Below are 13,496 nucleotides of genomic sequence, written 5' to 3'. Positions count from 1 at the left end.
TTAGATCCAATGAAAAAAATAACATATTTTCTGATCGCCGGGGCACTGGTTCTTGGCTCGTGCAATGATCTTCTGGATATCGAGCCAACGGATGCCATTTCGGATACCGAGGCCATAAAAGACAAAACCGGTGTCAATCGCGCCGTTACCGGTGCCTATAACGCCCTCCAGCAAACGGGAAGTTATGGCCGTTACCTGGTCATTGTGGAGGACCTTGCGGCTGATAACCTGAAATGGAGCGGTACCACACAGAGTTACGGGCAGATCGACAACAACCAGATCCCCGCTGACAACACCCTTGTCGACGGGATCTGGTCATCGGCTTATGACTGCATCAACCGCGTCAACAACGTGATCTACCGCATCCCCGATATCGGTGACCTCACTCCGGCGGAGCGCGATACGTATGAAGGCGAGGCCCTGTTTCTGAGGGCATTGTGCCATTTCAACCTGGTCAGCCTGTTCGGCGGTGTACCGCTGAAAACCCTGCCGACGCTGGACCTTGCAACGATCAACCAGGCCCGCAATCCGGTGGATGAAGTGTATGCACAGATCATCGATGATCTGCTGCAGGCTGAACTCAAACTGCCTTCCTCCAGCACACCGGGAAGAGCCAGTTCGTTCAGTGCGGCAGCCTTGCTGGCCAGAGTCTACCTCACCCAGCTTCACCTGAAGAATGATCCTGCACTCGCCCAGCTGGCTGTAGCAAAAGCAGAAAAAGTGATCAATGAAGGAGGGTACGCCCTTGCACCGGCCTTTGGCGATCTGTTCACCGGCAATGCGACTGAATCCATTTTCGAGGTGATCTTTGATGCACAGAACAGGAACGTTCTGGCACAATATTTTTACCCGCGCAGCCTCCTGGGCCGATATGAGGTATCTCCCCAGACTGAATTCCTCAATAGCTGGGAAGCCGACGACACCCTGAGATTCAATGCCACGATCGCTTACGATCCTGACCATCTGCCCTACGGGTATAAATACAGGGATGTTACGGCCGGCACCGACCGGGTGTATGTACTTCGCCTCGCTGAAATGTACCTGATCAGGGCAGAAGCCCTGGCCTTTAGCAACGGTAACATCCAGACCATACAGAACGATATCAATGTCATCCGGGCCCGGGCAGGACTCCCTCCCACTGTGGCAGAAGATCACAACGCACTTAAACTGGCCATCCAATATGAGCGCCGTCACGAATTAGCTTTCGAATGCCTGCGCTGGAGCGACCTGGTGCGGACAAAAACGGCGACGGTCATCCTTGGAATCGACGAAAAATTTACGCTGTTTCCCATTCCGCTGAGTGAAATGCAGACGAATACCGATATGAACCAAAATCCCGGCTATTGATCATCATTAAACAATAAATATTACTCCCATGAAAAGAAATCTGTCCTATATTACCCTTGTCCTGACGACATTCCTTTTTCTGACAGGATGCAATGAGTGGGACCTGGATACACCTGCAGCGAGTACCATCGCGAACTTTGAATTTCAGTTGTCCAATAATGGGTACGCCCCCTGTGAAGCTTTATTCACCAATCTTTCACTGAATGCGGAAGGATACTCCTGGGATTTCGGGAACGGGCAAACTTCCAACGAAACCAGTCCAACGATTCAATACGATGAACCAGGATTGTATTCCGTTACGCTTACCTGCACACCTGTAAACGATGTTTATTATAATATGTTAAAGAAAACGCTGGTAGTCAATGTAAAAGATCCGCTTGCGGGCTTCACCCAGGTATTTTATTATACGACCCGGGGCCAGGAAAGCATTGGCCATATGGTGATCATGACCGATGACAGTCCGGTTGTTCAGGATTTTGAGGTACTGGATATGGATCTGACACGACCCTATGGATTTGCCGCCGACACTGCCCACGGCAAAGTCTATGTTGCCGACTTCTCCTCCGGTGTGATCTTTCAGTTCAGCGCCGATGGCAAAAATCCTGTCAAGATCCTGGATAAGAATGTAGCGGGACAGGAGATCGTGGGGGATCCGGAAGGGATGTTCGTATTTGAAAATAAACTCTACTGGGGTCGTACCGGCGGGATCTACCGGTGCAACCTTGACGGGACCGATCCGGAAGAATATATCAATACCGGCGGTCAACCTCCTGAATTTCCAATCGACATGCAAATCGATCCCATCTCACGAAAAATTTACCTGGTGAATGACAAAGCGGATTTTACGGGAGGATTCTTTACGGTAAATTTGGATGGTTCGGGACTCACGGAGGTGATCGAAGACGTGGACGGTTGTGCAATCGAAGTTGATTTTACGACCAGCAAAGTCTATATGGCTTTGTATCCCTCCGACGAACCTCCCATTGAAGGCGGCATTTATATGTGCAACCTTGACGGAACAGCCCTGTCAAAAATAGGTGAAACCGGATCAAAGGCAACCTGGGGTGTGACAATAGACCATTCGCGTCAGAAACTTTTCTGGGGATACAAAGTTTCTAACTCAGCCCTGGATGGTAAAATTGTGCGCTCCAACCTTGACGGCTCGCAGCCGGAAGACTGGCTCACTGGGGTGAGCCCTCATTCGATGGAAGTTGCGTGGATCAAGCTCTAAAGAATAACCATGAAAAAAAAGTTTCCGCATACGTATGTCATTGTATTTTTTGTGATTGTGCTGGCCGGTGTCCTGACCTGGGTCGTTCCCGGCGGGGCTTTTGAGCGGGAAACCATCCAGGTCAACGGTGTGGACCGTGAAGTGGTCAGAAGCGAAAGTTTCCATTACATCGGCAACTCACCACAGACCTGGCAGATCTTTTCGGCACTTTTTGACGGTTTTGTGGATAAGGCGGATATCATTGTCTTCATTCTGCTCATCGGCGGAGCCTTCTGGATCATGAACCAGACCAAAGCGATCGATATCGGCATTCATACCTTTCTGCGCCATACGAAAAAACTGGAGAAGAACCGCCTGATCCGAAGACTTGGGATTGACAATATCATCATTGTACTTTTAATGCTGATCTTCAGCATATTTGGTGCAGTCTTCGGCATGAGTGAGGAGACCATCGCCTTTACGATTATTTTTATTCCCCTGGCCATCCGGATGGGGTATGATTCCATCACGGGAGCGTGTATGTGTTATGTGGCAGCTCATTTGGGATTCGCAGGTGCGCTGCTCAATCCGTTCACCATTGGCATCGCACAGGGTCTTTCCCAGTTGCCTTTGTTTTCCGGGATTGAATACAGGCTGTTCTGCTGGGTGGTCATCAATTTTGTCGGGATCTCCTTTGTTCTCTGGTACGCGAGAAAGATCAGGAAGAATCCGAAGCGGTCCATCGTTTACCAGGAGGACGCCTACTGGCGGGAGTTAACAGGCAACCAGGAAGTCCAGGTGGAGTATCACACCCCCCGGTCAGGATGGTTCGTGTTTGGCGCACTCCAGCTGGTGCTGATCATCTTTTCGGTTTTATATCCGGAAACCACCATGAAAGTCGGGCATGCCAGCGCCACCCTGCCTATCATTCCCATCCTGGCGGCACTTTTTCTGGTCTCCAGTGTACTCTTCCTTCGGAAATCGGTGCATTTTTTCATCATCAATCTGCTGATCTTCACCATCGCCTTCCTCATTGTAGGGGTGATGGGATACCAATGGTACGTGATGGAGATCGCCACCCTGTTCTTTGTGATGGGACTGGCATCAGGCCTGGCCATGGGGTACGGTGCCAATACACTTACAAAGCATTTCCTCGACGGATCGCGTGATATTCTTTCGGCCGCTTTGATCGTGGGACTGGCGGGCGGGATCATCATCATCCTGAAGAACGGTCACGTGATCGACACCCTGTTGCATTATGTTTCGGTATCCTTGAAGGAAATGGGAAAATATGGAACCATCAGTGTCATGTACGTCATCCAGACGGGCATTAACCTGATCATGCCCTCGGGCTCAGCCAAGGCCGCCCTGACCATGCCGATCATGTCGCAGTTTTCCGATCTGATAGGTGTTTCAAGACAGGCAACGGTGATGGCTTACCAGTTTGGTGATGGGTTCACCAACATGATCACGCCCACCAGCGGGGTGTTGATGGGGGTGCTTGGCATTGCCCGGATTCCCTATGATAAATGGTTCAGGTGGATCGCACCGTTCATGCTGGTCCTGATCATCCTGGGATTTTTGCTGCTGATCCCGACGGTGACGTGGCAATTGAACGGATTCTGAATACCAGATTATACCGCAAATCTCTTCTTCACAAACGTATTGAGGAATTCAACGGTCTGATCAGTTCCCAGTACCGATGAATTGATGCACAGATGATAGGATTCGGCGTCACCCCATACCTTGCCGGTAAAATAATTGTAGTAACCTGCCCGTTTTTTGTCCGTTTTTTCGATGATCTCCCGGGCCTTAGGCTCAGGAACCTTTTTTATTCCAGCGACTCTTTTTACACGATCATCCAGGTCAGCGGTGATGAACACGTTCAGGCAGCGAGGGTGTTGCTTCAGAACATAATCCGAACACCGTCCAACGAACACACAGGATTGATTTTCAGCCAGGCCGAGGATGACATTGCTCTGGAACTGAAATAACGTTTCATTACTCAAATAATAGTTCGAGTAGATCTCATCCGCTGTCGAGCCCCGCAGACCCAAAAACGCTGCAAAGACCGGGTAGCGCTTTTTTTCGTCAGCCTTCTCGAAAAACTCTTCCTTCAAGCCACTCTCCTTGGCTGCCAGACGAATGAGCTCCTTATCGTAAAATGAAATCCCGAGTCGTCCGGCCAGTTTCTCCCCGATCTCCCGGCCACCGCTGCCCAGCTGTCTTCCAATGGTTATGACGTAGTTTTCATCCATATACTGATGTCATTGATAATACAAATTTATGGCTTATTGGTCAGTTTCCGGTACTGGGCTGCCAGTAAAAATCCTGCGACGATGCTCGATAAGAGATCGGCCTCCGGTATGCTGTACCACACTCCCTTCATTCCGAAGAAATGAGGTAGGATCAGGAGCAACGGCAGCAGAAAGACCACCTGACGCGAAAGGGACATAAAGATTGCCTTACCAGCCATACCGATACTCTGAAAAAAGTTGGATGTGACCATTTGAAAACCAACAACGGGGAAGGTGGCCATTACGATCCGCAACCCCGGCGCGGCGAGGCTGATCAGATCCTTATCGTTCGTAAAAAGAGACGCAACGGTCCGGGGAAAGATCTCACTGATCAGAAAGCCAACCATCATCACGCCCGTTGCCAGGAAGATGGTCAGTCTTAAAACACAGTTCACCCTGTCAAATTGCTTCGCTCCGAAGTTGTAACCAGCGATCGGCTGCATTCCCTGGTTGAGCCCGATGACCACCATCACGAAAAGAGTCGCCACCCGGTTGACGATGCCGTAAGCGCCCACGGCCAGGTCGCCCCCGTGCCGGATCAGGCTCTGGTTGATGATAATGACAATGACGCTGGCAACGGCATTCATCATGAAGGGTGCCATGCCGATAGAAAAAGAATCCAGCACGATCTTGCGTTTAAGCCTGAAAATGCCCTTCTGCAAATGGATGAAGCGGTTCCTGTCGCTGAAAAGCCGGATCTGCCAGGTCAGCATTGAGGCCTGAGCAATGATGGTGGCCAGGGCAGCGCCGCGTATCCCCCAACCGAGCCCAAAAATAAAGAGCGGGGCGAGGATACAGTTGATGATAACGGAAAAGATAGTGGCATACATGGATTTCAGCGGATTCCCCGAGGCCCTCAACAAGGCGTTCAATCCGAAGTACATGTGGGTGATCACATTGCCCAGGGTGAGAACCACCATAAAATCGTGGGCGTAGGGCAGGGTGTCATTGCTGGCCCCGAAAAAGCGAAGGATCGGATCGAGAAAAAGGAGCACGACGATCATATAGATGATGCCTAACAACAGGTTCAGCACAAAAACGTTCCCCAGGATATGATTGGCCGAGCTGTAGTCTTTCTGTCCCAGCCTCAGCGACATGAGCGCGGAGGCGCCAACGCCCACCAGCGATCCAAATGCCGCGGAAAGGTTCATCAGGGGAAACGTGATGGCTAGTCCCGAAATGGCCAGTGCCCCCACTCCCTGCCCGATGAACATGCTGTCGATGACATTATACAGCGACGATGCTGTCATGGCGATTACAGAAGGAATGGCGTACTGCAGCAGCAGTCGCCACACATTCTCCGTCCCCAGGGCGACAGGTGATCCTTTTTGCTCCATCAGGGGCAAAGATAGGTTATTCGGAGCTCACAGGAATGAATCCCATGGCATCACTGTACCCGGATTGTGGCAATGTAAAAAGGCATCCCAGTTTCATACCTTTACGAACGTCCCCATAACAGGTCTCATTGACAAAAAATCGCCCAAAACATGATCCTGGTAACCGCTGCCGATGAAGCACCGTGCGCAGTAACGGGATATCTCAAGGGCGATCTCCGCTTTTTTTCGCATTCCTCCGCTGACATCTGCCCCGTCATTAATCGTTCTTTCCATGGAATCAATATTAGCAGGAGTCAGCAACGGTATGATTTTCTTATCCTTCTGATCATCACCGGTGCCTTTTTCTTGATATACTCCAGGAACATCTGTTAAAAAGATCACATTCTCCGGACGGAGAATCCTCGCAAGGACCAAAGCAATGAAATCACTTGAGACCACCTTAAAGCTGCCATCCGGCCGGCAGATCATATCACCATAAAAAACAGGCACCTGCTGGCGATCGATCAATTCTCCCAGCGTCCTGATGAATCCATTTTGTACACGTCGATCCGCCAGCTCATCATAATAGCTCATGATATCCATTCCAAGGGCCGGGATAGAAGCTGACTGCAGCGTCCGGACCAAGTGGCCGTTCAACAGCCTTAGCCTGTCTTTAATGGTCAGTGCGATCAGCCTTTCTTCTGGCGGTAGTGTTCCGCTCTGTACATAGCCATAGCGAATGGCAGGCGGTTTGCCGACATGTCCTGTTCCATGAACGATGATGCATCCCCGCCGGAACGGATACAGTTCCCCGGCCAGGCGCATCGTGTTTATCGCATTGAAATGATCTTCGCCGGACTCTTCCGTGATCACGGATCCACCGAACTTAATGATATTGACCTTCAATCCCCCAGGCATGCAAAAAACGATACTATGTTAAATTTTACGTTCAATGACGTAATAAGCAAAATCAATCAACAATTGAATGTAATCCCCGGACATTTTCGTCATCTGAATATGATCACAGGCTTTTTCGATATAGTGTTCCGCTTTTTGGCGAACTACCTCAAAGGCATCGTATTTCTCAAGAATGGAAACACCCTCCTGTAAAATCACCGGATCGGTGATCCTGTCATCCAGTATCTGTAAAAGTCGTTCCCTGTCCTCCCCTGAGGCCTCTTTTAATGTATGCAGTACCAGAGGTGATCGCTTTCCTTCGGTAATGTCCTCTGCAACAGTTTTACCCCAGGAAGGCAGGGCTGGTTTCAGGTTCAAGATGTCATCCATGAACTGAAAGGCCACCCCAAGCAATGAACTGTATCGGAAAATGGAAACCAGGTCATCATCGTCTGCGCCACCGGCAATGGCCCCGATACGTGCAGCATGACGGTATGTATAGGAACTTGATCTGAAAAGGATATGCTGGATGTATTGATCCTCCGGGATGGCATCCCGCCGGTCTTTTGCCCACCCCAGGTCCAGTGCGGAACCGACACTGGTAATATAGTGCTCCCAGAGCAGCGATTTGTACAGCTTCAATTTTATGTTATTATCCAGAGGAAATCCTGTATCGCGTATCAGAAGATACGCATAGAAGGTCATGGCCGAGCTGGCATTTGCCGCCCTGGGGATCCCATAGATCCTGTGCGAGCACGGCTGCCCCCTTCTCAGCAGGGATGCATCGGCAATGTCATCCAGGATCAGTGAACAGGAATGGATGATTTCGGAAACAGCCAGAACAGGCTTGTACTGATCAGGTTCTTTTCCATAGCCTTCAATGAACATACAGGTCAGAAGCGGGCGAAAAAGCTTTCCTCCGATATGAAGATATTGCCGCATTGGTTTAGCCATACCTTCACGGATCTCTTCCGGATCGAAAAAGGAACTTGAACCGTGATCCGGAAGATCGATCAACCTGTTTTCAAAGTCCTCCGGGATGATCTCTTGCAGTGACTGTCGCAGATAATCAATCCTGGCTGAATAGTAATCCCTGAGACGGGGTCGCATCCAATCCCTGAAATCTTCCTTATTCCTTTTGATCTCCTGATTTTCCATGTTTCAATCCATTAAATCCTTGCCCTGATCGATCAGGTAATCACAATAGGACATGATGAGCTTCCGGTAGTTCCTGCTCATGGGAACTTCTTTCAGGGCACGAAACGCCTTCTCCCTGTATTCAATGGCTCTGTGCGAAGACTCCAGGCAACCTGCCGGGTGGGATTTCCCTTTCCGATTACCTGAGTGAAGAATCCGGCCATACTGAATTCCCATCATCATATTCTCAATAAATGCATAAAGGGCAGTCCTGACTGAAAGGGATGGTTGGTTTTGCTGCAGTATGAGCCATAAAATGCACGGGATCTCCAGCATTCTTTTATTCTTCAGATAGATCATCTGGTCATAATTATCAGCAGGGATCTGTCCGGATGGATGCTCTTCCCGAAAGAGTTCCAGGCCGTTACCAAACATGCTCTCAAAACCCACGGAAACAAATTTTTCTAGAAGCTTCAGCTGCTTTTCGTCACTTATAGCTGCCTTGTCAGAAATTAAAACGTGAACAGGCATTGTCAGAAGGGCGACAGCGACATTTCCAATGATGGAAATGTCAAGGTGCGATCTGTCACCCGAATATGGGGAGGAGGTCCAATCCCTGATGTCCCGGAACATTTCCTGGCAGATGTCCAGAAGTTCACCTATGCCGATCAAAGATCCGTACCGATCAGCCTTGAGTCCGGCTGCTTCAATAAAAAGGATGCTTCCCAGGCATAAGATCTTTACCTCCCTGGCCTTGACATATTCATGCAATGGATCAAAAAAATATTTCTGCAACGTTACAAAATCCCAGGTCAAATCCACTTTTCCGACCAGAAAATCCATTGACTCAGGAGTGCATTTTATAGGAAGAAGCTCTGAAAGTGAACCTTCAATCAGTGCCCGGTTAAGGGTATAATAATCGAAAAGCGCACGGGGCAGCGGTGGCAACCTTTTCTTATGGCCCCTGCCATTCATCGGTATCGCAGGCCAAAGGGCAATGCCTCTTTCAGTCAATGCGTACCGGGTGTAAACGTCAGCTGGTCCGGTCCAGTAACCTTGACCGGCAAGCGACAATAGCTCAAGGTCAGCGAGATTATCTGAAAAAAAGCATGTGTCTTTTAGATCAATCCCTTTTGCCCTCAACCTGTTCATTACTTTCTCCTTCTTGCCTTCTTTATAGCAAATCGGAATGACCGGTTCCGAAGTAAACTGGTCATGGGAACTGTTCGGTTCAGTCGCGATGATATGATCTTTTGGGATATTTAGTTCTGTACCAATCAGGGATACCAGTTCAACTGGAGATCCTGAAGCAAGAAAAACAGGGATTCCCCGAACCTTATATTCTTTTATCTTTTTAACAATCAGGTGATTAAGCCTGTTTTTGACTTTTTCTTCGTAACATGCATTCCATTGCGCCTGAAAGTCGGCTTGTGTAAGTGCCGATACGAGATTCAACGCTTCCTCAATGATCGCACGGTAGTCATATTCCGGTCGGGAAAACAGCTGGTGCTTCTTATCAAATAATATGAAATCGGCCTGGTTGATCAGGCCTTTCTCAAACAGGTAATCAAGAAAGATCCGGGTGCAGTTACCGTCAACGATGGTTCCATCAACATCAAACAATGCGGCTTTAAAGGGCATCCTGATCGTTTTTAATGAATCATCATCAGGGCATACTCCATAAATTCCCGGACTTTCACTCCGGAAATATCGGAAGTCCTGTTCCCGTTTTCGCACACATCCCCCCTGATGCCAATGATATCAGGATGTAAGGGGATAAGGTCTTTAAGGTCCTCTTTTTTGACCGATCCAGCCAGGGCGACCTGTAATCCCGCCTGATGCGACAGGTCAACAAATTCACGGATCTGGGCAAAAGTCATGGCATCGAACAAATTCCTGCCATCTTTGATGGCCGTATCCACCATGACGATATCGGCTCTGGCATCCTTTGCAGCCCGCACCAGCTCCCTGTACCCGATGCCGCCAAACCGGGCTGAATCAGCGTATCCAGCGGCAACTACCAGCGCCGGCCTGTTCCCCATACGTACTGCATCCACTATGTTTTTGATCATAATGTATGCTTCATCATAATTTCTGGCACCATACAAACCTGCTTTGATATAGTCGACTGCACATTCGGCAGCACCCAGTGCGGCCAGTGCGGCTGTCCCGGGTTTGTAAGGGAGGTCGCCCAGGGCTGCGCTGCAGAGGATACCAGACCTCTTTGACAAATCCGCTATCTCCCTGATGATCCGGGGATACTGTGCGCCAAGGGATCCTTCCAGCGGATTCTTGATGTCAATGATATCAGCCCTCCCCTCCAGGGCAATACGTGCTTCAGAAGCCGAAACAACACTTATCAGGACTTTCATGATATAAAATTATACATTGAATTTATTTATATAGTTGCTGACTTGAATTCAAAACAATGCTCCTTTCGGATCAGCTCCATGGATTCCCTGACCGAAAGCATGAGCACATTCCCGAAATTTTGACGGCAAAAAGGGCACAGGTGCATGTTGCCGTCCGTATCGATATACAAATATCGGTTGCCACCACCAAAACACCCTGTGCGACGCTGATGAAAACCATGATAGGACACGGCGGGCATGTCTGCAAAAGCGGGATCATAATTCATTTTAAGAAAAAAATCCTCAAGGATGGTCACTTCTCCGGCATTCAATTTTACGTCTTTCATCTCAAAATGCCCGACAGCCCGGGGCTCGATGATCAGAATGAAGGCAGCTCCCAGCCTTTTGGCCAGTTGCGCATACTTCATCATATTTTCTGAACTGATGAATTCCTTTACAGGGCACAGGGATAAAATAACGACAAGCCCTGCCTGGTGCGCATTTCCGATCGCCCTGATCACCCACGGGAAGGCCTCATCAGAACCTCGGAACGCATTATGCTTATATGGATCAAAATGATCCAGGCTGATGGCTATTCCTCTTAGTCCTGCTTTTTTAAGTTCCTTTGCCTTTTTCAGTGTCAGGCCCACACCACAGGTAACCATCCAGAAATCGGTCCCCTTGCAGGCTGTCTTCAACAGGCTGATCATGTCATCGTACCTCGACAGGGGCTCTCCCCCGCTCAGCTGTATCTGTGCCACTCCCTTTCCGTGAAACTGAAATTTCTCAATAATGACCTTCAGATTGTCCAGAGAAAGCTTTTCCCTGTCATTTAAAATATCCCACTCATAACAGTGTGCGCAGCGAAGAGGGCATTTTTTGGTGATGGCCAGGATCATCGAATTAAGATAGTACGTCTTTTTACGGAAAGGGATGATGCGGTTCATCTCCCCCTCATTGTATTTTACAAAGGCTGCCGATGGCCATCCTGGCGCGTGCATGTCCCAGTAATAACGCCCGTTGACCTTTATCAGCTTACAAATTTTAAAATCACCCATATACTGCCTTCTGAGATATTCCAGTTTCTTCAGTACCAGGATCACCCTGGTGGGATGTACATAGTGAGCAAATGCGATGAGGATGATATGCAGCCGGATCAACGATCCAATGAGATATTTATGAATCCCTTTGACCAGGGGAGGTTTCCATTCAGGCAGGCCGGCTGTTTCTGAAGTTGCCACGTAACAGGTTATTTCACTCCTGCAATGTTATTCTCATCCAAATACTTTTTGAATTGTTTCAATGAGAATCCGGACAGAGAGTGCGGGTGGTTCAGGGCGGTTAACCGAAACCACTCAGGATGATGATCGTATGCCCGTATGGCCTCATAATAACCTTTACTGTGCAGGATAACGGTCTGGGTGATGCCCGGAGCCAGTTCCATCCCGTCCGCGGGTGCCTCATATTCGACAACGGTTGCCAAACCGGTTTCATATTGTTTTAAGTATTGATCGTCGTCGGCCTTTAATAGCCCGGTGGCATCGTTTCCTTTTTCATCCCATGCATAGCCTGAAATTATCCGTTTGACTTCAACCGGAATGTTTTCCGAAAAATCCATGGCGGCATAATCCACCTCCCAGAACATAAATCCGGTCTCCAGCTTTATCCTTACCTGGTCCGACTTTACCCCTGACAGGTCAATGGACATGACCATATCCCTGGCAGCCAGGGAACCGGTGACATGGTAATAATCGACGAATTCCCATCCTTTTTCTGTCTCAAGATAAACCGACAGGGGAATATCCTGTTTCAATGCTCTTGAAAGCTGACGATCCCCTGGCATCCGTTTTTGTTTTTCAGCCCATTTTTCATAGTAGGTTCCCATCAGTTCCGTGAACTCACCATAGGCATAATCTGCCCAGAGCGTATTTTTGGCGTTGACCACCAGCTTCCCCGTCCCGGCATTTTGCTGTTTCTCAAAATTCAGGATCAGGCTGTTGATGGAAGTTTTCTGGTCATCAACATTGAACATGAAAAAGCCATTATCCCTTGCCGATATATGTTGCACGAAGTCTCTGTTGTCCAATGCCTGCGCTGATAGCGGAACCCGGGCATCAAAGATGGTTTGCATTTTGCCGTACTTGTCTGTCATGACTGCATATTCTTCCGGATGATTGATCAGCATTAATTCGGCCAGGTTGGTGTTCTGTTTTTCGATGAGTTCGTTGGCCAGTTTCAGCCGATATTTACCGTCCTGGGCATTGAATCCCGGGAGGATCATGTAATCATCCCGTTCCAGGTTTGGATACGTAGCCCCGCCGTAGATTTCACCGATAAAAATCCATTGATTGCCATCCTGGATGTAGACCAGGGGACAGGAAGTTGCTGCAGCCACAATAGCTGCTATTCCGACAACAAGCAGCGGCACTCCAACAGCGGGAACATACCAGGTGGCCCTGGACGACGCCTGTGCATAATAATAGATCTCCATCTTTTTCAATGAGGAAAGGTCGATGGTTGAAAAATTATTTTTATCAATGTCCAATGGATCGTCCGTATATAGATGTACCTCATTCAGCACATTCCCCTGGTAGGGCTTCTTTTGACTGGGATTATTATTCCTGATGAATCGGTTCACTTTGCCGGTATTGGTCGTAACATACATCCGGTGGTCGTCAGGACATATTTCAACAGTCCCACGCAGATGAGTGGAATCGATCGTGGGATGGATAATGTGATAAACTGTAACAGGAGTGTGCAGGATAAAATATTTACCATTCAGATTCTCCCACCTGATGGCTTCGGGTGCGGGATGGTCGACCGTATTCACCTTGTAATAATAAACGCATCCCCCGGTGAAGTTAAGAAAAATTAGGATGAGCAGGAAACAGGCAAGTGGATTCAGCAAACCTGTTCGTGGAAAAAAGATCCTCTTCATGAT

11 protein-coding genes are annotated in these 13,496 nt (G+C 48.8%); 3 read left to right on the top strand and 8 right to left on the bottom strand.

Annotated elements, in window-relative coordinates; genetic code table 11:
* Nucleotides 1-9 precede the first annotated feature (9 nt).
* Genes PKI34_04175 through PKI34_04165 form a run of 3 tightly spaced genes read left to right on the top strand, consistent with a single transcriptional unit; the run spans nucleotide 10 to nucleotide 4,183 of the window.
* On the top strand, nucleotides 10-1,347 hold the full coding sequence (locus tag PKI34_04175; GenBank protein HNS17003.1) for a RagB/SusD family nutrient uptake outer membrane protein: 1,338 nt from the start codon (nucleotides 10-12) through the stop codon (nucleotides 1,345-1,347).
* Between the two features lie 28 nt (nucleotides 1,348-1,375).
* The gene (locus tag PKI34_04170; GenBank protein ID HNS17002.1) at nucleotides 1,376-2,578 is read left to right on the top strand and encodes a PKD domain-containing protein; all 1,203 of its coding nucleotides are present in this window, start codon (nucleotides 1,376-1,378) and stop codon (nucleotides 2,576-2,578) included.
* A 9-nt stretch (nucleotides 2,579-2,587) separates the two neighbouring features.
* Nucleotides 2,588-4,183: an AbgT family transporter gene (locus tag PKI34_04165; protein HNS17001.1), complete on the top strand. Its 1,596-nt coding sequence runs from the start codon at nucleotides 2,588-2,590 to the stop codon at nucleotides 4,181-4,183.
* An 8-nt stretch (nucleotides 4,184-4,191) separates the two neighbouring features.
* On the opposite strand, the gene PKI34_04160 is transcribed toward PKI34_04165, so the two are convergent.
* From PKI34_04160 to PKI34_04125, 8 genes are all read right to left on the bottom strand, one after another.
* Nucleotides 4,192-4,815, bottom strand: a complete 624-nt coding sequence (locus PKI34_04160; GenBank protein HNS17000.1) for a cytidylate kinase-like family protein — start codon at nucleotides 4,813-4,815, stop codon at nucleotides 4,192-4,194.
* Between the two features lie 26 nt (nucleotides 4,816-4,841).
* Nucleotides 4,842-6,191: an MATE family efflux transporter gene (locus PKI34_04155; protein ID HNS16999.1), complete on the bottom strand. Its 1,350-nt coding sequence runs from the start codon at nucleotides 6,189-6,191 to the stop codon at nucleotides 4,842-4,844.
* Nucleotides 6,192-6,284: 93 nt separating this feature from the next.
* A complete protein-coding gene (locus tag PKI34_04150) occupies nucleotides 6,285-7,088 on the bottom strand; it encodes an isopentenyl phosphate kinase (GenBank protein ID HNS16998.1) in 804 nt (267 codons plus the stop codon).
* A gap of 18 nt (nucleotides 7,089-7,106) precedes the next feature.
* Nucleotides 7,107-8,225 carry a polyprenyl synthetase family protein gene (locus PKI34_04145; GenBank protein HNS16997.1) on the bottom strand — a complete coding sequence of 373 codons (1,119 nt, stop codon included), beginning with the start codon at nucleotides 8,223-8,225 and terminating at the stop codon, nucleotides 7,107-7,109.
* A 3-nt stretch (nucleotides 8,226-8,228) separates the two neighbouring features.
* A complete protein-coding gene (locus PKI34_04140; protein HNS16996.1) occupies nucleotides 8,229-9,845 on the bottom strand; it encodes an HAD-IB family phosphatase in 1,617 nt (538 codons plus the stop codon).
* Nucleotides 9,846-9,856: 11 nt separating this feature from the next.
* Complete coding sequence (locus PKI34_04135; protein ID HNS16995.1) at nucleotides 9,857-10,576, bottom strand: (5-formylfuran-3-yl)methyl phosphate synthase; 720 nt, start codon at nucleotides 10,574-10,576, stop codon at nucleotides 9,857-9,859.
* A gap of 26 nt (nucleotides 10,577-10,602) precedes the next feature.
* The gene (locus PKI34_04130; GenBank protein ID HNS16994.1) at nucleotides 10,603-11,796 is read right to left on the bottom strand and encodes a radical SAM protein; all 1,194 of its coding nucleotides are present in this window, start codon (nucleotides 11,794-11,796) and stop codon (nucleotides 10,603-10,605) included.
* 8 nt (nucleotides 11,797-11,804) lie between these two features.
* Complete coding sequence (locus PKI34_04125) at nucleotides 11,805-13,493, bottom strand: hypothetical protein (GenBank protein HNS16993.1); 1,689 nt, start codon at nucleotides 13,491-13,493, stop codon at nucleotides 11,805-11,807.
* Nucleotides 13,494-13,496: the final 3 nt, after the last annotated feature.

Source organism: Bacteroidales bacterium, assembly GCA_035342335.1.
GTDB lineage: Bacteria > Bacteroidota > Bacteroidia > Bacteroidales > JAGONC01 > JAGONC01.
The sequence above is the reverse complement of the archived record's forward strand: the minus strand, read 5'-3'. Positions and strand labels throughout refer to the sequence as shown.